This is a genomic window from Apilactobacillus nanyangensis (assembly GCF_016861915.1).
Taxonomy (GTDB): domain Bacteria; phylum Bacillota; class Bacilli; order Lactobacillales; family Lactobacillaceae; genus Apilactobacillus; species Apilactobacillus nanyangensis.
Genome location: NZ_BOLX01000001.1, coordinates 97080 through 118964 on the forward strand (window position 1 = coordinate 97080; position 21885 = coordinate 118964).

Below are 21885 nucleotides of genomic sequence, written 5' to 3' on the forward strand. Positions count from 1 at the left end.
GGTACATACATCATGTACGGGGAGGAAATTTCGAGATGTTAAAGATAAAAAAATCATTTTTGATTCTTACAATGTCAACTTTGATGTTATCTATGCCAGCTATGGGGCTGGGAGTAAATGCATCGGCCGATAACAAGCCAGTCGCTAAAGTAACTAAGTCTGACGTTATTGACGATAAAAAACCAGAAGCCATTGATGGTGGAAGTAACACCGGATCAGCTAGTCAAAAGCCAACTGGTCCATACAATGACAATAAGAATATCGACGATAATAAGCAAAACTCTATCGCAACTACGGTAAGCGATAATGCCTATGTTGATGATAAGAAAACTGATTATCACTTGATCAACACTGACACACCAACAGTGACTCCAACGTGGGGTGACTATACACGTGTTAGTGATATGTCTGCACCTAACAGCTATTCTTCAATTGACTCTGTTAATACCGGTAAGGTTACATTCCAAACTAAATGGTTTTTCCCATTAGGTTTTCATGTAGGTCCTTCCGAACACGGTAACTACCAAGGAGCTGTAATGGCTAATGGTAGTATTTATTTTGTTGAATCAGCTGGTACCAATACTAATAAAGGTGCAATTGTTAAGTTAAAGATGGATGCTTTAGATAGTTTGGGAATTGACGCGACTTCTCAACAAGATCTAATGGCTAAGGTATTTAACTTCTTTAACCGCAAGTCAACATATGGTGAGGATAACAATAAGCAACTTTCAGACTACATTGTTAAAACTAACTCATATCGAACTGCAAACAATAAGTTACAACCAAAGGCTAACAAGCTAAACAAAATTGTGACTGCTTTCAACAAGAAGAACAAACGCATTTTAAATATTTACGCTAATGCCAAGAAAAAGATGGTAAGTAAAATTAATGCTCAAATGAAAGCTAACCGTAAAGCAGCTGCTAAGATTAGAAAACAACATCCTAAGACTAAAAAGAAAAAGCACTTAAGAGCTGTTAAACTATCAAGACTTTACAAGACATATAAGGCTTTGAAGGCAAGCAAGAATAAGCCGGTTTCATTATCAGCTAAAAACCGTCGAGCTTATGCTCAAGTTCAAAGAGCCAACCGTTCATACATGGCAAAAGATAAAAAGCAATTAGCCGCACTTCAAAAGAAGATTAACGCTAATAACCAGAAGATTGATAAGATTACCCAAGATAACGAATTATTCAAGCAATACTTCCAACTATCAAAACTAATCGAAATCAGTCCAGTAACCAACATTGGTCATGGTCAAACATTGTCATACAACCCATCAAACAACCACATTTACATCGCTCAAGACGATGAATTAGGTGTTGTGGGTGCTGACTTCTATAACCAAGTTACTGAAATGGATTCCGATACTATGCGACCTGTTCATATTTATCGTTTCAAGCTAAACAATAATGACCATTACTACGCCATTCATACTTTAGCTTTCGATAATGAAGGTAATGCTTACTTTGGAATTCATCAATCACCTGATGAAATCAAGAATGCTTACACATTATTCCGTGGAACAATGAGTGGGGATACAATTAGTTTCTCACCCGTTAGAGGTTTAATTAACTGGCCAGCTAGTTATAACCAACAAGTCACATTTAACCGTGTTAACAACCGTCTATACTTACTATCAAACGACATGATTGTTTCAATTCCTGTTGATGAAGTAAGAAATGATGATATTAAACCACAAGATGTTCACTACGTAACATTTAACACCAATAGAGAGTTCGAAAGTCTTTCATTTGATGAAAATGGTTATGGATACCTAATGATGTTATGGAGATCAGAACTTCTTAAGTCAAATGTGCCACTAGACTAAAAGTAAAAACAATCATCGATTTAACGATGGTTGTTTTTTTATTGGGTAAAAAATAATTAATGTTATCATGGGGATGACGAAATACTATTATTAAATCAATTACTTGATGAGGGATGATATTAATGCACTTGGAACCACTAAGTTGGAATGATATTTTTGAATTGGCGAGTGCAATTGGCACGTTCATTACAGCTTATATCGCTTTGTATTTAAATCGGCGCCAACCACCAATGAAAATTAGGGTGGATCGATCATCAGTTAATGGTCAAGGAGTATTTATTTATTTTCTAGACGAGAAGTTAAACACTAGTGGATTCATAAAATTGAATCGGATTTATATGACGTTACATGGTGAGGAATTAGCTCATTCGTTGAATTTAGATTTATTCAGGGAAGGATTAACGAGATGGCGTCCAATCTCCAATGATTACATTGTCACAATTTCGATTAAGCGAAGCAGTGATGATGAACAGTTAAATCGAATTATCGCTGAAGCATTCTCAATTGCTAAGCACGAACATGATGATATATCGCATAATGATATTTCTAAAAAGGATTTCCAATTAGGCTTTGAATTTATCGTTAACGATCCGAGGGTCCATTTGAACCCGGTTGAATTTAACTTAAAGAAGTTAGAAGAGTCTAGTGTGATTGATATGAATAAAATTAAGGAATTTATGCACTAAAAAATGCATGTAGATAAAAATTATCTGCATGCATTTTTTTATTTGTTCAAAATCATTTTGATGTGTGGAGTTTGGTGGAACTGGTAAACATCACCGACTGATTTAAAACCAAACTTGGCATAAAAGCCTTCTTTATCATCTTGTGAATCGATTTCAACACGTGGGTGATCAAAGTGTTCGTCGATTTCTTTTAATACGCGTTCAATTAATTGCTTTCCCAATCCTTTGCCACGAGCGGCAGGGGTGGTAAGGACTCTACCAAATGAAGTGTGATCTTCTCCATGAAAGACTCTGGCGTAGGCTAGTAGTTGCCCATCTTCTTCAGCCCAGATATGTAGTGCTTTTTTGTCGACATCATCGACTTCTTGGTAAGGACGTTTTTGTTCGACCACAAAGGTTTGAACACGGGCAAAGTAGATGGCCCATAGTTCATCACGTGTGATTTCATCAAATGTTTTTACTTTCCATTCCATGACACAACCTCCTAGATTGATTATTTTCATTCTACTATTTTTTATATTGAAAGTGTAAGATTTTGCAGATTTATCTCAAAAAAGCCGCAGTGTTATTTTGGCAGATTGTTGCTATCTTTTTATACGTTCAAGGGCCCTTGATCAATACGATAAAGGATTGATTAAGATGAATAATTTAGATGATGGTTTTACGTTTTTAATGAAACAAAATCATATTGGAATCGTTTATGGAGTATTAAAACGGTTAAACATAAGAATGGATAATCCCCAATTCGAGGACTTAAAACAAGAGGGATTTATTCAACTGGCAACAGCCTATAGTAAGTATGATGGAGATTTAGGTGATGATAGAATATGTGGTTTTTTGTACCAGTCAGTTTATTGGCATCTGTTGGATATTCTAAGAAAGCAGCAACGAATTAACAATCACCTTATTAATGTGGATGATGACAAGAATGAATGGATTGATAATGATTGTGGAATGTTTTCCCCTCATGACGAGGTTGATGGTGTCGACTTGTTAAATCAATTATGGTTACGTTGTACCGGCAATCAAAGGAAGTTCTTATGTTGTGCTTACAATGAATCATTGACGGTCACTCAGATTGCCAGGAAGTATCACGTCAGTCGAAAGACTGTATATCAATGGAAAAAGGGTGTCCAAGAAGAATTTGCAAAATTAAGGTAACACTTTTGACTGTAGAAACGTTATTAATAGTGTAAGGGTTAGCGCTAATCACTTATGAAGAATTGAAAAGAGGTAAATCATAATGCAAAAGCAATGGAATAAGTCAAAAATCACAATTGAAACATTAGGAAGCGACCAAGTTGTTAGAAAACGTAATATGGCCAATGCAATTCAAGATGTTTCTGGTGAAGAAATGGCCCAACTAACTGCAATTATCACCGAATTAACAGGTTCATCAGCTCATGGATCTAAATTAGTACAAGAAAATAGCTTCATCGGCTAATTTTTAATTGGAGGATAAATTAATGAAAAAACTAGAATTAACATTTAAGAGTGAAAACGGTAAGAACAAGAACCTAGGCTTTAATTACATTGAAGGTGATTTAACTGCTGATAAGGTAATGCCAGCAATGCAACGATTATCAGACTTGAACCTTTTCCGTGATAAAGACGGTAACCTATACAAAGAACCAGTGGCTGCTAAGATTATTGACACTAACAATCAAGTATTGTTTGATAAGAGAATCAAGAATACCAAGTAATAAAAAAGTCGTGTTGCATTATGCAACACGGCTTTTTATTTTAGGTATCCATCTGGATAGTTTGATTCGATGAATTCACGAATACATGAAACCATTTTTTGAGCAGCTGGGGTCTTCATTTGAACAGAGTTCATTACCATAAAGATTGAACGGTAGAAGTCATCGTCAAATGGGTATAGTGAAACATCACCGTTAATTCTTTGGAAAGCAAGCTTAGGTAAAATTCCCATACCTAATCCTGATTCCACCATTGCGATGATGGATTGGTCATCAATACTAAATTGAATCGAGTTAGGTGCAACGTTGTATTGATCCAAGACGGCCTTGGTATCACCATCATAGTCAGATTTTTGAAGGATGAAATGTTGGTTTTCAACGTCCTTCTTAGTGATACTCTTACCGTTTGCTGGAACGAAATCCTTAGGGGTGATGCAATAAATTTTATCCTTCACCAATAGAGCCTTTACTAATCTTTCATTGATAGGTTGGCAGGTAAAACCAAGATCGATTTTACCTTGACGGGCTTGTAAGGTGATGTCGTTAAAATCGCTTTGAATTAATTCCACCTTAACGTTTGGAAATTGGCTATGAAAGTTATGTATAATTGTTGGTAACCAGTTGATGCAGACACTACTAAAAGCACCAAGTCTAACAGTTCCAGAAGTTAGTCCCTTGATTTTATTGGCTTCTTGTTGAAGACGTTCTTCATTATTTAAGATATCTTGAATGATTGGAAGAACATCTTTTCCGTCTTCAGTTAATTTAACACCGGATCTATCACGAATAAGTAGTGAAAACCCCAGTTGCTTTTCTAGTTTGTCAATTGAATGAGAAATTGCAGAAGGTGTTACTTCTAGCTTTTGAGCTGCGTGGTGGAAGCTTTCTTCGCTAACTACGGTTACAAAAGCTTGGTATGAAAAAGAAATCATGTACATCAATCCTCTCGTCTACAATAAAAACTTATTGTTTTAGATTATATATGTTTTTGTTAAAATATGTAACAACCATTTGAAAAAAATTATGTAAACTATCGAAATAAATTCGAATAATATAAAAGACGCTATCAAGATGATGGCGTCTTTTTTGCTTATGGATACCAGAAACCAAACGCTTCTTCTGACCAGCGCTGATATCTACGAGCCTCCATATTATTAACACATTTAATAATATACTCCAGCGGTCGTGGCCTAGAACTAGTAATGATTGCTAGCATGTAGTGCATATCATTGGCACAATAAATTTTATCCAGTGCCTTATTGCAAGGATAGTAATGTTTATCTCCGACATATCTAATAAGCTGGTTTTGGATTTTTTGACGTAGCTTGCGACGGAGATGAAGATTGGCTTGCTCAAATTTGGCATCCAATTTAAGTCCTCTATATAACTTACACAAATAAATCCCTCCCTTCAAATATCTATATAAGGTAGTAGAAGAGTTAGCATTTAAATAATGAAGGAGGCATGATTAGTCCCTTTGCATTGTATCAATTAGTACGTTTAATAGATTTGGTTGATTACGATATTTATCTGTCAAGATTAGTAAATAGTTCACAACTTCAAAGTTGTTTTGATTATTTAATAGTTGTTCGAACAGAGGATAATTTTCATCATCGCCAAATCGCTTTGCAATGATCTGTTTTAAATAACCAGCGAAATAGTTACGTAATCTAAGTTGAGCCAAAAGGTGCATACTTGGATTATTGGACCTAAATGTTTCCGTCAATGGCAATCCTTCCACTAATCTGTTTACTTTACTTTAATATTTTTTGGATTAAATGTCTAAAGTATGGCACTAACTTTAAAATTATTTAATAAAACGCGACATTTTGTTAATGAAATAGTTAAAAAGTTAAATTGTGTTATAATCTAGATTATAAAATTATTGGAGGAATCAAAATGCAATCATTTTTAAAGAAGACTGTCTATGCTGGTCTAACTCTTTTTGCATTAGGTTCATTAGCTACAATTAGTTCTACTACTGCTAATGCTAATGCCAAGAGACATGTAACTACTAAACATGTTGCCAAAAAGGCAAAGAAAGTGAAGCATACTAAAAAAAGAACAAAGGTTACTGCTAATTACTACAAAGTTCATTTCGCAGAAAACGCTGCATACGCTAAATCAACAGGGATTGTTAGCATTATGAACAAGCCAGGAAGATTGGGTAATGCTAAAATAGTTGCTGGTAAGGAAACAATGCGCCGTTTAGCTAAATCCAATCTTCCTCAAAATGTATTCCACGTATACGGAATGGCTAAGACCAACACAGGTCTATACTACGCCCACGTTGTTACACTAGGTGGTAAGTACAGAGGATGGATTTACGTTGGTAAAAATGACTTCCGATACAATCTAGATAACATGACTAAAAACACTGGTTTAGAAGCTACCAAAACCTTAAGATACGGTGCTACTCCAAGCAACGTTAACGTTAAGATTTCAGAAAAGTTATGGACTTACCCTAAGTTCAGTCGTTACAACGCTCGTGTTGTAAGTCATAAGAAGGCTTCATACATCAAAGATGATTTTAAAGTTGAATCAGCCGTATACAACACTCGTGGTTGGTTATACTACTACGTTCAAGATACTAAGAAAAAGAGCGTAAATGGTTGGATTTTCAATGGTAATACAAAAGCCTTAGAGGTTAAGAAGGCTAAGAAGAAGACTACTACTAAGCCAACAGATAATAAGCAAACTCAAACAACGCCAACAACAAGTACTTACACATTAGTATTCAAGTACAATGGTAACTTTGTAAGCACTAAGATTGTTAACTTATCAGACCTATCGGTAAGCGGAACTCCCGTTGTAACTGCTGATTCAATCTCTAAGTTTATTCCAAGTAACTACCAAGTTACTTCAGATGCTAATGCTATCAATACAGATGGCCCAATCGTCAACAACGGAGCAGCGGTTATTAACTTAGCGCCAGTTCCAGCAACTCGTTTAAACATCGTACTTAAACAAAAAGATACTGGAGCGGTACTAAATCCATCATCCGACTTAGTAGCAACACTAAACCAAGTTGGACAAGATTTATTGAACCAAAAGGTTGTTCTTAACGGACAAAGCGTTAATGGTGATGCTGTTAAGACAATCCTATCTAACCGTGGATTACTAAGTATTGATCAATCAAAATTATCAACTATCGGTGCGGGAACATTGCAATTTGTCGACATTGATGCTGCCAAAGTTGATGCTTCCAACCCAACAGTTACCCTATACTACAGATAGTAAAAAAGCTTCTCCTATTTTGGAGGAGCTTTTTTATTTTTCTTTAATTTTCAGTGATTATTATATTGATATGTATTATTATTAGTGTATAAGATTAAAACGGAGTGATAAAATTTGAAAAAGTTCTTACTTTTCTTGTCGTTAATAACTGTACTTTTAATGTGTTTTTCAGTTTCGGCACCAACAGCCAATGCACAGACATATGTATATGTGACAAGAACTGGTAAAAGATATTACTACAATCGAAATGATTGGGGCCTAAAGAGGGCTCATCGAGTTTATCGAATAACTCTTAGCAAAGCTAAATCACGTGGTTTAACCTTGGCCAAAGATGAAAGTCATGACAAGATAGTAGTGGCAAGAGTATCCGTTAAAAAAGCGAAGAAGATACATAAACGCGCAGTTCGTCACAGTGGAAAGACAAAGATTTCTAAGAACCAAATTGTAGTTCTAAACGGTAATAATCCGGCCTTTAGTAAGTCTGAAATGTCATTGAAACACGGGGCTTGGGCTAGATACGGTAGCTTGGATAAGCTCAATCGTTCGACTACTGCCAATGCGATGTTAAACTATTCATTGATGCCAAAGGTAAAAAGAGAACCTTTATACGTTGATCCAACGGGATGGCATAACAAAAAAGATGGTGGCACATGGTTGTATAACCGTAGCCACTTAATCGGTTATCAGTTTACGGGACAAAATAACAACTTACGTAATCTAATGACAGGGACACGTTCATTAAATGATCCTGCAATGAGTACGTTTGAAAACAAGGTCGCATATTACTTACGTAGTAATCATCATCATTATGTAAGATATCAGGTTAAACCTGTGTTTAAGAAAAGAAACCTTTTAGCTTCTGGTGTGATTATGCGTGCCGAATCAGTTGGTAGTAATGCAATTTCGTTTAATATTTACATTAAAAATATTCAAAGTGGATTCAAGATTAACTATGCGAATGGAACAAGTGTAGTTAGATAATGAGGAGAATTAATGATGGAAAAAGTAAAGCAATTTTTAAAATGGTTAACACCATTTATTATCTTTTTAGTTCTAGCATTATTAGTTGTTTCGATTCCTATTATTAAGAAGCAAACTTTCTTAGGATCAGATTCGCTATTTCATTTTAATCGTTTTTACGATGCAGCAATGCAATTAAAGACCCATAAAATTAGTTATTTTCAAACTAATTATGGTTTCTTAGGTACTGGTAGAATGTTGAGTACTTTGTACGGACCAGTGGCAGCTTATGCTGGTGGTTTTCTTTTATTAGTAGCTGGAACATGGTTTAAGTTCGAAATCCTAACTGATTTGATTGTTTTAATTGTTTCAGCACTTGGAATGTACAAGCTATGTCGTGTTAACAATGTCGACAAGTACCCAGCAATTTTTATGGGATTCATTTACATGTACTCATCAATGGTAATGCAATGGGTGACTGCCCAACAATTTACCGGAGTAGGGGCAATGATTGTTCCGTTCGTTATGATCTATGCTACTCAAATGGTTAGAAAAAATGATGTATCATTTTTTGGTTTTGCCTTTGTAATGAGTTTATTAATCCAAACCCATTTGATGAGTGCGATGATTACAATGATTGGAATTCTTCCATTCTTCGTTGTTGGATTGGTAAAAGCCGTTGATAAAAAGCAACGTGTAAAGATGCTATTACATACCATCTACGCTGCATTAATTACATTAGTATTAACAATTAATGTTTGGTACAACTTAATCTACATTTCTGCTACCAATCACTTACTTCCGGTTTATCCAGTTCCAGAAGTTCGTACCTATGGATATAACTTTAATGTTCAATCATTAGTGAACATTATGAAACCGACCGAGTTTATTTTATTTATTTTTGTATTATACTTTGTTATTAGAAGATTCAAACAAGTTGATATCTTAACTAAGACAACAGCACTAACTGGATTTTTCTTCCTAGTTATTTCATGGAGTCACTTTCCATGGGGAGTCTTTCAATATCTTATTCCACAGTTATCATACACACTCCAATTTCCAAAACGTTTCTTGGTAATTGCGTTTGTATGCCTATTGGTGACTTTCGGCCGAATTTTAACTTATGAAATTAAAAATAATACTCATAAGAGTAACTATGCCGTTGTAGTAACAATCTTGTTGTTAATTATTGGTAGTGCCGGATTGGATTTCTATGCCATTCACCAACGTAGTGTTAACTATGTTTCATTAAATACTAAGCACCACAAGAATAATAAAAACGATAATTCAATTTATTACTACATGAAGAGGCATCACAGAACGCTTCAAAAGGATACACAAAGCCATAAACTATCGAACCTATTAGAAGATATTATTAAGGCGACTCCTGACTATGTTCCTTCATATAAACAAATTAAGGGACATAGTGAATATGACAAGTTGAATCCATACAAATTGTATTACCAACAATATATTGAAAAGAATCATAACAAGAAACTTCATTTCAAACATGTTGTAAGAAAAGATGGATCCCTAACAGTTAGATTTAAACTAAGAAAAGCACAAAAGATTCAAGTGCCATTAGCTAAGTATGCTCAAACACAAGTAACGGTTAATGGAACCGTTAAGAATGTAAAAACAACTAAGATTGGTGCAATTATCGTCTCTGCTAAGAAGGGAAAGAATACAGTTAACGTTAAATACGTAACTTCATTTACTACCCGCTTAATGATGGTATTTACATGGATCGGTTGGATTTTGTTTGGTATTTTTGCAATCACAAAAATTAAGCGTAACAAGTAATAAGATGGGGATTCTTGTTGCCTTATAGGAAATTTTATAATTTCTACTTATTGGAGGGATAGTTTTGGAACAACTGAGGAATGCGGCCAAAAAAGTACATCAAAGCCGCTTTTTCCCGCTGCTCGTATTTGGATTATTGGGGTTAATTGCGCTTAGCGGTCTAATTTTAAATAACACGTTAATTTTAAGTGTTGATACGTTATTTCACTTTAATCGTTTCTACGATACCGCAGAGCAAATTAAAAATGGAACTTATAATTATTTCCAAATGAATTATGGTTTCTCACAAACTGGTCGAATTGTAAATGCGTTATATGGGCCTGCCATTGCATACCTTGGTGGATTAATTTTATATCTAAGTTACAACTGGATTGTTTTTGAAATTGCCATTTCAATGTTTGCAATGTTAGTTGCAGCATTTTCAATGTATTGGTTATGTCGAGTTAACAATGTAAAAAGAGACTACGCAATTATAATTGGTGGTCTTTACATGACAGGATCATCAGTTTTTGGCTGGGTTTCCACACAACAATTCACGGGATTTGGTGCTGCATTCGTACCGTTCTTTTTCATCGGAGTCACTTTAATGTTGAGAAGACTAAAGATTCCAGTGATTGGAATCTCGGTCGGAATGGCAATTCTAATGCAAACGCATATATTATCAAGTTTAATTGCTTTTTCTGCAGCCGTTCCAATGATCATTGTTTCATTGATTTTAACCAAAAATAAATGGCAAATGATTAGAGACGGAATTATCACTAGTGTATTAACACTAGCGTTGACTATTAACGTCTGGGGAGTAATGCTTTCTATTTTCAAGAACAACTACTTGATTCCAACGTTTCCAAATCTTGAAATGCAGTTTAATACCGTTTCATTTGAAGCTTATTCACTTCAAACGATTGCAAAACCGATGGAATTATTGATATTCTTGTATGTTACTTACTACATCATTACAAGATGGAAACGATTGGACTATGTCTTCAGAACCATTGGTTCAGTTGCAGTTTTTTTCTTTGTATTGTCTACAAACGCACTTCCATGGGAAAGATTACAGTTTGATTTTCCAAAATTAACTACTTTGATTCAATTTCCAAAGCGTTTTGTAGTGATTCCATTTGTATTATTCTTCTTACTATTAGGAATGATTTTAAGCACCGACAAGAATGCTTTAACATTGAAGCCATTACACTACCCAAGTCGTGTCTTCACCATGGTATTGTTATTTTTTGTATATGCTTTAAATATGGAAACCAACTTCCAATCTATGAATGTGGGAATATCACAAACAGTTGCAATGAAACAAAGTATTGAAGCACAATTGCCAGTTAATCATGCTTTTAGCTATGACAAGAAATTCAATCGAACTTACAAGCAGGATTTTGAAAGCCATAATAAAACATACTTGATTCAAGATATTATTAAAACGACGCCTGATTACTTACCAAGTAATGTTGCTGTTAATGAGGCTAATTATTACCAAGTACATCCATATAGAAATAACCATATTCAATTGATTAAGCACAACTTTAAGATTAAGGGTGGATACACCAAAAAAGTGAATAAGGATGGTTCAATGACCATCACTTGGCGTAATCACCATTCAAAGACTACTCGTTACCGTGTAACCGTAGTTAAGTATGCTGCCACTAAGTTGGTCTTAAACGGTAAGAAAGTTAAGCCAGTAAACATAAGTAAAGTTGGTGCCATAACCGTAAATGCTAAGCCAGGAAAGAATGTCTTAAAAGTATCATATCGAACTGGTCTAGGCATGGATGTTATCTTCCTAGTGACAGTCGTTAGTTGGATGGGTGTCATTTGTTACGTAATTATCAAGAGATTTAAAAACAAAAAGAGTAACCAATAATGGTCACTCTTTTTTATTTGCTAAATAATCTTCATACATGTATTTAGCGGTCTTTAAATAGACTTTGTGGTATATTTCATCATCAAATAAAATCGAATTAGTGCTGGAAAGATTAGGGTTATTAAAACGACATTGTTTGACGAAATTAATGCAATCGATATTTTGCTGGGTGTAATAGAGAATGAAGTTGTGAAGCAACATGAGGTCTTTGAATTTGTTTTGCAAATAATACCCGCTGGCATGAACCTTTAGATGTGTCTCCTTACCATGCATGTATAAATATGAAAATTTATCCGTAGAGTAGGGGATACAATAGCTTAACAAGTTGGCATTGAACCAGGAATAAGTTCGACTACGATGATTGGCGGGAAGTGGAATCAGAGATGCTTCGGTTGTTAAAATGGGAAACTTATTTTTGATATGCAATTCCTCACAAATACTTCGGTTGAAATGCTCGTGGAGCATGCATTCGCTTTTTAACTTGCGATGAATCAATGCGGTTGTTGATGATTTCAATAAATAAAAGTTTAATCCATTTTCAATTACCATCGTCGAGTAGCGCTTACTTCTGTCGGCAACGTCTACTAGCATTAATAGATTATTCCAGTTAATCTGTTTAAAGTTAAAACGATGGTTAATCATACTGATAGGCAGCTTATCTATATCAACAAAGGTTGTGCCATCTTTAATCGATATAGCTTCTTTTTTCAAATTTGTTTCATTCATAAAAAAATCCTCTCGTATATTTTGCGTTTAACAAGCTAGCACGAGAGGATCTTGGAGGCTAATTATTTTAGCCAATTTAAGAAAATCTTAATTGTTTTTGATGAAATCACCTATGTAAAAGGCAAGTTTGCGGTAAGTATATGCATTGGGATGGACGTGTTGATCTTGATACATGTCCTTATAGTTAAAATCAGTGATGAATTCAGAATGGTATTCACGCCAGTCGATGAATGGCACTTGGAAGGCTAAATAGACTTCTGCTAATCCATCTAGTAGTTGGTTAAATGTATAGTTAGAGTATCGAACAACATTAGCTGCATTCTTATCGTCGTCGAAACGAGTCATTGGTAATACGGCGTAGATTTTTGCCTCGTGATGTTGACTGATGACTTTACGAACCAATGTTGTTAGTTTGGAAATGATTCTAACTAGGGGCACGTCTAAGTGACCATAATCATTGGTACCAATCATTAGGATGATGACGTCGTATTTATTATCTTTGATTTTTTCAATTTCTTTTTCTAGTGTTTCATATATGGTAGCGCCGTTGATACCGTTGTTGCAGACGCGACAATTATAGTATTTGGCTAAGTATCGTGGATAGTTGTAACGTAGGTTGACGGTTCCATCGAAGCCTCTAGTAACGGAATCACCTAAGGCCGCGACTGTTTTGTTTGTAAGATCCAATGTAATCAACTCCGATTAATATGTATATAATACCTATTATAATATCAAAAACTTAGTAAAAATTTAATTTTATATACTTATAATTTTTTTGGTATAATGAAGTTCCTTGGCAGGGGCACATAAGCCGAAAAAGACGCGGATATCCGCGTCTTTTTTTATTGACACAATTGCCATTTATGATATACTCATTTGATAATAAATAAAATTAGGAGGGCACACAATGACACACAAAAGAATGATTGTTTTGGATATTGCTTCACTTGGTTTAGGCGAAGCTCCCGATGCAAATCGCTTTGATTCTATTGGTGCCGACACATTAGGCCACATCGCTGATAAAGGGCTAAGTGCTTCTAATTTAATTAACCTAGGTCTTGGCAATGTTCGCTGGGACAACGAGATTAAATCAATTCCACAAGTTGACGCTCCTCGTGGCTTCTTTGGAAAGATGGTTACCACTGTTGATAGCAACAGGGGTAGTGCCTCATTTCGTGAGATGTTTGACTACACTGCCGGTGTCCGCACAGCTTCTGTGATGGACTTGTTGGCAGAAAAACAACATAGTGTTTCAATTATTTCAAGCTTTGCTTATTATTGGGAAAAACAGGACGATATTTCAATGGTCCAAGTCCCCGATGATAGCAAGGCTTTTATTGAATTGTCAGCTAAAATGAGGACTCAAAAGAGCGGGTTAATTTACTGCCAATTACCAGAATTAAGACACTTCGCAAGAATGGACGATAGCGTCGGTTACGCTAAACAATTAAATGTGTTAGATGAAACAATCGGTAAGGTCTTAGAACGCCTAAGAGATAACGACTTACTTATTATCACATCTTCATATGCAATTGATCCAACAATGGACAATCGAATCACTCGTGAATACTTACCACTAATCGTTTTCAATCCAAACAAGGATGAAGGAAAGTCATTAGGCATTAAGCGTTCATTGGGTGCGGTTGCTAATGCAATTGTTGCATTCTTTGATTTAGATGATGGGAAAATTACTAAACCAAACTTTATCAACGAAGTTAAATAGTTAATTAATATTGAAAGGGGTGTTGCGCAACTAAAATAAGCTATTTGTCACTATATTTTTTGTCGCAGAGAAAGGATTAGAAATTTTATGTATTTGTTAGTTAATATTTTAGGAATTATTGTTTTCCTAGGGATTGCATTTATTTTTTCAAAGAACAAGAAAGAAATTAAATGGCGTTCAGTAATTACTGTTTTAGTGTTAAACCTAGTAATCGCTTACTGTTTAACACAATTTGCATGGGGTCGTGCTGCTGTTGAAGCCGCTGCCAATGGTTTCTCAGCTTTAGTTGAAGTAGCCTACCAAGGTATCGCTTTTGCATTACCTAGTTGGGTTCACGTTAAGTCAATGGACTTTGTAACTTCAGCACTTCTACCAATTTTATTAATCGTTCCAGTGTTTGATATCTTAACTTACATTGGAATCCTACCTTGGATCATCAAGTGGGTAGGTAAAGGTTTGGCATACATAACTGGCCAACCTAAGTTTGAATCATTCTTCGCTGTTGAAATGATGTTTTTAGGTAACACTGAAGCACTTGCTGTTTCAACTCTACAATTAAAACAAATCTCAGCTGTAAGAAATGTTGTCATTGCCATGATGTCAATGTCATGTGTGACTGCCTCAATTCTTGGCGCATACACTCAAATGGTTCCAGGACAATACGTATTGACTGCCGTTCCATTGAACATCTTAAATGCTGTTATTGTAACTAGTATTTTAATGCCAACTTCAGTTAGCCCAGAAGAAGACACTATCGCTAAGTTAGGTAGTTCTTCACAAACTGCTGAAGTTGCCGTTGGTGAACATCCTGAAAACGCAGAAGAAGCTAAGAAAGAACCATTCTTCTCATTCTTGGGTGATTCAATCCTAGGTGCTGGTAAATTAATCTTAATCATTACTGCAAACGTTATCGCATTCGTTGCCTTAGCTGCTTTAATCGATAAGATCTTGGGTGCAATCAACCCTAGTTTATCCCTAGAACACATCTTAGGAATCATCATGTTCCCATTCGCTTGGTTAATGGGTTCAGACGTGCATACTGCTTTTGATTTTGCACAAAACATGGGTACTAAGCTGGTAACTAACGAATTCGTTGTTATGGGTAAGGTATCATCACACATCGGTTCATACGCACCTCACTACCGTGCACAATTAACTGTCTTCCTAACTTCATTTGCTAACCTTTCTACAGTGGGAATGATTATCGGTGCATTCAAGGGTATCGTTAACCGTGAAGTAAACAACGCTATTTCAAAGAGTGTAGGTTACATGATTCTATCAGGGATTTTAGTTTCTCTACTATCTGCAGGAATCGTTGGTCTATTTGTATGGTAAAATAGAAACATAATATATATATAGATTAAGGATTTTGTTTAATGAATAATAAGTTGAACAAAACGTCAAAAAAAGAGACAGCCTTGCTGTCTCTTTTAGACGTTTTAAGGGATAAAGAAATTTTTAAGACAGAGGTCTTAGGTGGGATTACCGGATTCTTCGCAATTTCGTATATCTTGGTGGTTAATCCAATGATATTGGCGGATGCGGGGATGGATGTTCACCAGACTGTCTTTGCGACAATTATTAGTTCTGTAATCGGATGTTTTATCATGGGATTTTATGCCAACTCCCCGGTAGTGATTACGCCGGGGATGGGCGTGAATGCGTTTTTTACCTATACGATGGTATTAAACATGGGGTTGTCATATCAAGAAGCGTTAACTGTTTCGTTGGTATCGACGATTGCGTTTGCATTAATCGCATTTAGCCGCTTTACGGACATTTTACAGGGTGGTATTCCTGATTCATTGAAGTCAGCGATAACCGCCGGTATTGGCTTATTTTTAGTTGAAATTGGTCTACAAAAAGCTGGATTGATCCAACAAGGGAAGAATTCCTTGCTAACGATTGGTTCATTTAAGAATCCATCGTTACTACTAGCTATTTTTGGTTTAATTCTAACGATTGTTTTATACATCAAAAACGTGAAGGGGAATTTCTTCATTGGGATTGTGATTACTACAATTGTTGGAATAGTATTCCATATCCATGACAGTGGGGTTAAAACCACTCACTTGATTAATATTTTGCAATACCATAAGTCACTATTTGATTTCAGTTTTAAAAACGTCTGGACGACACCTTTTATCATGGCATCATTTTCAATGACGATGATTTTGGTGTTTGAATCGATGGGATTAAACGCCGGAATTTTACCGGATATGAAGAAGTTCAAAAAGACATTTAGAAGTGTTTCCATTACCGGAATTATCTCCAGTATTTTAGGAACTAGTCCAACTGTGTCAGCTGCTGAAAGTGTGGCCGGTTTTCAACTAGGTGCTAGAACTGGAATCATGTCAATTACTGCTGGAATTATGTTTTTACTTTCAACATTTTTCATCAGCTTCTTGGACTTAGTACCACAAGCAGCAATTGCACCGGTTATTATCATTACTGGAGCATTGATGTTATCCAACCTAAAGACCATCAACATGGATGATTTTGCAGAATGGTTCCCAGCATTTCTAATCGTGGTATTGATTCCTTTGACCGGGAGTATCTCAATCGGGTTAGCATTCGGTTTTGTTGCTTATCCAATCGTGAAAATCTTCAACGGCCAAATCAAATCAATTAGTACAATTAACTATATTTTAAGTGCGTTGTTTTTAGTTAACTTGATAATGACAGCGATGCTATAGAAAAGGCGATCGAACGATCGTCTTTTTATATGTATTTTTTTGATAATCTAGTGACGAATTAGACTAATTTTGGTTATAATGGAGAAGTATATGTTTCATGATTGTAAAAAAGATTAATATCAGTTAAAGTATAGATAGATGTGAAACAATCATGTTTCACAATAGGAGGATTTGCATGAATCCAGAAGAATTTAAGAGTCAATTAGCAAAACACAATATCGAATTGACTGGTCACCAAATGCAACAATTTGCCGATTATTATGAATTGTTAGTCGCTACTAACGAACATGTTAATCTGACAACTATTGTTGACAGGGATGAGGTATATTTAAAACATTTCTTTGATTCAATTACTCCTGCATTCTTTGCAGAAGATTTGAGAACAGAAGAATTAACATTATGTGATGTTGGAGCCGGTGCCGGTTTCCCATCCATTCCGTTAAAGATAGTTTTCCCTAATTTAAAGGTCACCATTATTGATTCATTGAACAAACGAATCAACTTCTTGGATGAACTAGTTAACAAGTTAGGTTTAACCAATGTTGAATTACATCATGCCAGGGCAGAAGAATTTGGTGGTAAAAAATCTAAATACCGTGAATCTTTTGATATTGCAACTGCACGTGCAGTTGCTCGAATGAGTGTGCTTGCAGAATTTTGTTTGCCATTAGTTAAGGTTGGCGGACGAATGATTGCACTAAAAGCATCTAAGGTTAAAGATGAACTATCTGATGGAAAAAGCGCGATTACTACTTTAGGTGGTAAGATGATTTCAGATGATGAGTTCAATCTTCCAGTCTCAAATGATCCACGTAACATGGTCGTGTTAGAAAAGGTAAAGAACACACCAAAACAATACCCACGAAAAGCGGGTACACCAAACAAGAAACCAATTGGTTCAAGTAAAAAGTAGACTAGAGGAGGGGTTATAATGGGACATGTTATATCATTAGCTAATCAAAAGGGTGGAGTTGGTAAGACTACCACTTCCGTTAACCTAGGTGCAGACCTTGCAACAATGGGTAAAAAGGTATTACTAATCGATGCTGATGCCCAAGGAAATGCAACTTCAGGAGTAGGAATTCAAAAATCCGACATCCAAAAAGATATTTACGATATCTTGGTTAATGAAGAACCAATCTCAGAAGCCATTATTCCTTCAAAGCACGAAGGATTAGACATTGTACCAGCAACAATTCAACTATCAGGTGCGGACATTGAATTAACTCCTCAAATGGCGAGAGAAACACGTTTATTAAATGCCCTAAAATCAGTCTCAGATCAATACGATTACGTATTAGTTGACTGCCCACCTTCATTAGGATTAATCACTGTAAATGCTTTTACTGCCAGTGATTCAATCTTAATTCCAGTGCAAACCGAATACTATGCACTAGAAGGTTTAAGCCAACTATTAAACACTGTTCAATTAGTAAAGAAGCACTTTAATCCTGACTTAGATGTTGAAGGAGTTTTACTAACAATGTATGACTCACGTACTAAGTTAGGTCAACAAGTTAATGATGAAGTTCGTAAGTACTTTGGTGACAAAGTTTACGATACTATCATCACTAGAAACGTACGTTTATCAGAAGCCCCAAGTTACGGATTACCAATCATCGATTATGATCCAAATTCAAAGGGTTCAGAATTATACATGCAATTTGCAAAGGAAGTGTTAGCTGCTCATGGTGAATAACAAAGGACTAGGTCGAGGCATTCAAGCATTGTTTGCTGATAATGATATCGATGCCAACTCAGAAGACGTATTGGAATTAGAGCTAACCAAGTTATCTCCAAATCCTTTCCAACCAAGAACGCATTTCGATACAAATGCACTTAAAGACTTAACCCGTTCGATTGAAAAATCTGGGGTATTTCAACCAATCATCGTAAGAAAGACTAGTGGCAGCAAAGATGCTTACGAAATTCTTGCTGGTGAAAGACGTTACCGTGCTTCACGCATGGCAGGTAAGGAAAAGATCCCGGCAATTGTTCGTGATGCTTCTGATGAACAAATGATGGAAATTGCTGTGATGGAAAACCTTCAAAGAGAGGATTTAAATCCAATCGAAGAAGCTGAAGCTTACAACACTTTGATGACAAAGCTAGACATTACTCAAGCTGAAGTATCAAAACGTTTAGGTAAATCACGTCCATACATCGCTAACTACTTACGTTTATTAGGCTTGCCAACTGAAGTAAAGGACATGTTGACTAAGAACCAACTATCAATGGGTCAAGCAAGAACTTTACTATCAGTTAAGAAGAAAGATGAACTAATCAAACTAGCCAAGAAGGCATATGAACAAACAATGACTGTTCGCCAACTTGAAAAGGAAATTGAAAACCTAAGTTCATCACCAAAGAAGAAAAAGAAGCCTCGTCGTTCAACCAAGAAGTCACCATTCTTGCGCGCTTCTGAAAATGAACTACAAGACAAATTCCAAACTTCTGTTTCAATCTCAAATAACCGTTCTAAGAAGGGGACAGGTAAGATTGAAATTAGCTACACATCAGATGATGATTTAAACCGCATTTTGCAAATTTTAGATATTAATTTAGACTAAAAGGAGTGCTCAATATGTATTCATTAAATGATGTTGTCATGATGAAGAAAGCCCACCCATGTGGAGAGAATAGTTGGAAGATTATTCGAATGGGTGCAGACATTAAGATTGAATGTCAAAAATGCGGCCATGTGGTTATGCTTCCACGTCGTGAATTTGAAAAGAAAATGAAAAAAGTAATTCAAAGTACACAAGAAGATTAAATCCAAAGAAAAGAGTGAATTATTAATATGTCATTAACAGCAGGAATTGTTGGTTTACCAAACGTTGGTAAATCTACACTATTTAATGCGATTACTAAAGCTGGTGCGGAAATGGCTAACTACCCATTTGCCACAATCGACCCAAACGTAGGGATGGTGGAAGTACCAGATGACAGACTTGATCGAATTCAAGAACTAATTCCAGCTAAGAAGATTGTTCCTACTACCTTTGAATTTACCGATATTGCCGGTATCGTTAAGGGTGCTAGTAAGGGTGAAGGTCTTGGTAACAAGTTCCTAGAAAACATCAGACAAGTGGACGCGATTGTTCACGTTGTTCGTTCTTTTGATGATGACAACATTACCCACGTTACTGGTAAGGTTGATCCAATTGCTGATATTGAAACAATCAATTTAGAATTAGGTATCTCTGATTTAGATGCTGTAACTAAGCGCTTAGGTCGTGTGCAAAAGGCTGCTAAGGGTAAGGACGAAGATGCTCTTGCTGAATTAGCTGTCCTAGAAAAGATTAAGCCAGTTCTAGAAGCCGGAAAACCAGTTCGTTCAATCGACTTTGATGAAGATGAACAAAAGATTGTTAAGGGATTATTCCTATTAACTTCAAAACCAGTGCTATACGTTGCTAACATTTCTGAAGATGACATGGCTGATCCAGAAGGATCAAAGTACTTCCAATTAGTTAAGGAATACGCAGCTAAAGAAAATGCACAAGCAATCGGTATTGCTGCTGAAACTGAAGAAGAAATTGCTGAATTAGATGACGAAGACAAAGCTACTTTCCTAGAAGCTGAAGGTGTTACTGAACCGGGTCTAAACAAGCTAATTCGTGCTTCATACAATCTATTAGGTCTAGAAACATTCTTCACTGCTGGTGGTAAGGAAACTAAGGCTTGGACTTACCTAAAGGGTACCAAGGCTCCTCAAGCTGCCGGAATTATTCACTCAGACTTCGAACGTGGTTTCATCAGAGCCGAAGTAATGGCATTTGACGACCTAGACAAGCTAGGTAGCGAACAAGCCGTTAAGGAAGCTGGTAAGCTACGTGTAGAAGGTAAAGATTATGTTATGCAAGATGGTGACATTGTAAACTTCAGATTCAACGTTTAATCGGAAAGGACGACATCAATGACTGAAAAGAGAAATGCTCATGTACAACAAAATAGACATGAAGCAGAACAAAAGACTCGTCAACAATTTGATGGGATTGGTTTGACTAAACGTAATTCAGATTACATGTTTAGATTTAACAAAGAGTTAAAGAAGACTAAGCTATCAGATGAACGTAAGGTTGAAATTGTTAACCAAATGAAGGATGAATTACTAGTTGAACAAAAACACGGGGCAACTGCGCGTAATTTATACGGTACTGTTGAAGAACGTATTAACCTCATTATGAACCCACCAAAGAAAAAGATTTCAATGATGGATAACTTTGCGCCTAATGCAATTTTCAACGCATTGTTCTTCTTCGTGATCTTTAACTTGTTATACGGAATCACTTTGATGATTCAAACTAACGCAAAGGACAAGCAATCAGTCGGAATCCTATCACTTGTATTGATTTCTCTAGTATTTGGTATCTTTATGCCAATTATGACTAGATTGTTGGACGGAAACGTTAAGCATAAATACAGTGGACTAGTGCGTTTTGGGTTACTAATCCTATCTGTAATTGTGTGGATTGGTGCGTTCATGGTAATTGTACAAATTCCACAAGCAGGAATTAACGTTGCCGTATCACCAATTGTTAACTTTATTTTAGCTGCAATCTCTGCGTTTGCAGCGTTCTGGATTCACAAGAACTACGAAATTACAGTTAATGTGATGACACCTAGAACACCAAATAGAAGATAAAAATAAATGT

Annotated in this window: 24 protein-coding genes; 18 read left to right on the forward strand and 6 right to left on the reverse strand. The window is 35.8% G+C overall.

Annotated elements, in window-relative coordinates:
- The first annotated feature begins 35 nt into the window (after positions 1–35).
- On the forward strand, positions 36–1829 hold the full coding sequence (locus tag JUD45_RS00095) for a hypothetical protein (protein ID WP_203619416.1): 1794 nt from the start codon (positions 36–38) through the stop codon (positions 1827–1829).
- A 122-nt stretch (positions 1830–1951) separates the two neighbouring features.
- On the forward strand, positions 1952–2515 hold the full coding sequence (locus tag JUD45_RS00100; RefSeq protein WP_138727064.1) for a hypothetical protein: 564 nt from the start codon (positions 1952–1954) through the stop codon (positions 2513–2515).
- 38 nt (positions 2516–2553) lie between these two features.
- Here the strand turns inward: JUD45_RS00100 and JUD45_RS00105 are convergent, their stop codons facing one another.
- Entirely contained in the window at positions 2554–2988 is a 435-nt protein-coding gene (locus tag JUD45_RS00105) for a GNAT family N-acetyltransferase (RefSeq protein ID WP_203619417.1), read from the reverse strand.
- A gap of 166 nt (positions 2989–3154) precedes the next feature.
- Here JUD45_RS00105 and JUD45_RS00110 point away from each other — a divergent pair, with 166 nt between their 5' ends.
- From JUD45_RS00110 to JUD45_RS00120, 3 genes are all read left to right on the forward strand, one after another.
- Positions 3155–3676, forward strand: coding sequence for a sigma-70 family RNA polymerase sigma factor (locus JUD45_RS00110; RefSeq protein WP_138727062.1), 522 nt, complete (start codon positions 3155–3157; stop codon positions 3674–3676).
- Between the two features lie 82 nt (positions 3677–3758).
- Entirely contained in the window at positions 3759–3959 is a 201-nt protein-coding gene (locus JUD45_RS00115; protein WP_138727061.1) for a hypothetical protein, read from the forward strand.
- Between the two features lie 22 nt (positions 3960–3981).
- Positions 3982–4218, forward strand: coding sequence for a DUF2922 domain-containing protein (locus JUD45_RS00120; protein ID WP_138727060.1), 237 nt, complete (start codon positions 3982–3984; stop codon positions 4216–4218).
- A gap of 35 nt (positions 4219–4253) precedes the next feature.
- Here JUD45_RS00120 and JUD45_RS00125 read toward each other — a convergent pair whose 3' ends face one another.
- The 3 genes from JUD45_RS00125 to JUD45_RS00135 all read right to left on the reverse strand — a co-directional run bounded on the left by JUD45_RS00125 (position 4254) and on the right by JUD45_RS00135 (position 5941).
- Entirely contained in the window at positions 4254–5147 is an 894-nt protein-coding gene (locus JUD45_RS00125; protein ID WP_034531417.1) for a LysR family transcriptional regulator, read from the reverse strand.
- Between the two features lie 158 nt (positions 5148–5305).
- Complete coding sequence (locus JUD45_RS00130) at positions 5306–5611, reverse strand: hypothetical protein (RefSeq protein ID WP_138727059.1); 306 nt, start codon at positions 5609–5611, stop codon at positions 5306–5308.
- 72 nt (positions 5612–5683) lie between these two features.
- Positions 5684–5941: a hypothetical protein gene (locus JUD45_RS00135; RefSeq protein WP_138727058.1), complete on the reverse strand. Its 258-nt coding sequence runs from the start codon at positions 5939–5941 to the stop codon at positions 5684–5686.
- A gap of 173 nt (positions 5942–6114) precedes the next feature.
- Between JUD45_RS00135 and JUD45_RS00140 the strand changes: the two genes are divergently transcribed.
- The 4 genes from JUD45_RS00140 to JUD45_RS00155 all read left to right on the forward strand — a co-directional run bounded on the left by JUD45_RS00140 (position 6115) and on the right by JUD45_RS00155 (position 12082).
- Positions 6115–7452: a hypothetical protein gene (locus JUD45_RS00140; protein ID WP_203619418.1), complete on the forward strand. Its 1338-nt coding sequence runs from the start codon at positions 6115–6117 to the stop codon at positions 7450–7452.
- Between the two features lie 114 nt (positions 7453–7566).
- Positions 7567–8433 carry a DNA/RNA non-specific endonuclease gene (locus JUD45_RS00145; protein ID WP_438800464.1) on the forward strand — a complete coding sequence of 289 codons (867 nt, stop codon included), beginning with the start codon at positions 7567–7569 and terminating at the stop codon, positions 8431–8433.
- A gap of 12 nt (positions 8434–8445) precedes the next feature.
- Positions 8446–10215 (forward strand): putative glycosyltransferase family protein, encoded by a 1770-nt coding sequence (locus JUD45_RS00150; RefSeq protein ID WP_203619419.1) that lies wholly within the window; start codon positions 8446–8448, stop codon positions 10213–10215.
- 64 nt (positions 10216–10279) lie between these two features.
- Positions 10280–12082: a putative glycosyltransferase family protein gene (locus tag JUD45_RS00155; RefSeq protein ID WP_203619420.1), complete on the forward strand. Its 1803-nt coding sequence runs from the start codon at positions 10280–10282 to the stop codon at positions 12080–12082.
- A 3-nt stretch (positions 12083–12085) separates the two neighbouring features.
- Here the strand turns inward: JUD45_RS00155 and JUD45_RS00160 are convergent, their stop codons facing one another.
- Together JUD45_RS00160 and JUD45_RS00165 are read right to left on the reverse strand one after the other, a co-directional pair.
- Complete coding sequence (locus tag JUD45_RS00160) at positions 12086–12808, reverse strand: hypothetical protein (RefSeq protein ID WP_138727053.1); 723 nt, start codon at positions 12806–12808, stop codon at positions 12086–12088.
- 87 nt (positions 12809–12895) lie between these two features.
- Positions 12896–13495, reverse strand: a complete 600-nt coding sequence (locus JUD45_RS00165; protein WP_203619421.1) for an SGNH/GDSL hydrolase family protein — start codon at positions 13493–13495, stop codon at positions 12896–12898.
- Positions 13496–13715: 220 nt separating this feature from the next.
- Between JUD45_RS00165 and JUD45_RS00170 the strand changes: the two genes are divergently transcribed.
- From JUD45_RS00170 to JUD45_RS00210, 9 genes are all read left to right on the forward strand, one after another.
- Positions 13716–14531, forward strand: a complete 816-nt coding sequence (locus JUD45_RS00170; RefSeq protein ID WP_203619422.1) for an alkaline phosphatase family protein — start codon at positions 13716–13718, stop codon at positions 14529–14531.
- Positions 14532–14618: 87 nt separating this feature from the next.
- Complete coding sequence (locus JUD45_RS00175) at positions 14619–15866, forward strand: NupC/NupG family nucleoside CNT transporter (RefSeq protein WP_034532671.1); 1248 nt, start codon at positions 14619–14621, stop codon at positions 15864–15866.
- 41 nt (positions 15867–15907) lie between these two features.
- Positions 15908–17227, forward strand: coding sequence for an NCS2 family permease (locus JUD45_RS00180; protein ID WP_203619423.1), 1320 nt, complete (start codon positions 15908–15910; stop codon positions 17225–17227).
- A 175-nt stretch (positions 17228–17402) separates the two neighbouring features.
- Positions 17403–18140 carry a 16S rRNA (guanine(527)-N(7))-methyltransferase RsmG gene (rsmG, locus tag JUD45_RS00185; RefSeq protein ID WP_203619424.1) on the forward strand — a complete coding sequence of 246 codons (738 nt, stop codon included), beginning with the start codon at positions 17403–17405 and terminating at the stop codon, positions 18138–18140.
- Positions 18141–18158: 18 nt separating this feature from the next.
- Positions 18159–18926: a ParA family protein gene (locus JUD45_RS00190; protein ID WP_034535006.1), complete on the forward strand. Its 768-nt coding sequence runs from the start codon at positions 18159–18161 to the stop codon at positions 18924–18926.
- Positions 18916–19797 carry a ParB/RepB/Spo0J family partition protein gene (locus JUD45_RS00195; RefSeq protein ID WP_138727048.1) on the forward strand — a complete coding sequence of 294 codons (882 nt, stop codon included), beginning with the start codon at positions 18916–18918 and terminating at the stop codon, positions 19795–19797. Before JUD45_RS00190 ends, JUD45_RS00195 begins: the two co-directional genes overlap by 11 nt.
- A gap of 14 nt (positions 19798–19811) precedes the next feature.
- Positions 19812–20000: a DUF951 domain-containing protein gene (locus JUD45_RS00200; RefSeq protein ID WP_034532678.1), complete on the forward strand. Its 189-nt coding sequence runs from the start codon at positions 19812–19814 to the stop codon at positions 19998–20000.
- Positions 20001–20027: 27 nt separating this feature from the next.
- Positions 20028–21128, forward strand: a complete 1101-nt coding sequence (ychF, locus tag JUD45_RS00205) for a redox-regulated ATPase YchF (protein WP_034535011.1) — start codon at positions 20028–20030, stop codon at positions 21126–21128.
- Between the two features lie 18 nt (positions 21129–21146).
- Positions 21147–21875: a DUF1129 family protein gene (locus JUD45_RS00210; protein WP_203619425.1), complete on the forward strand. Its 729-nt coding sequence runs from the start codon at positions 21147–21149 to the stop codon at positions 21873–21875.
- Positions 21876–21885: the final 10 nt, after the last annotated feature.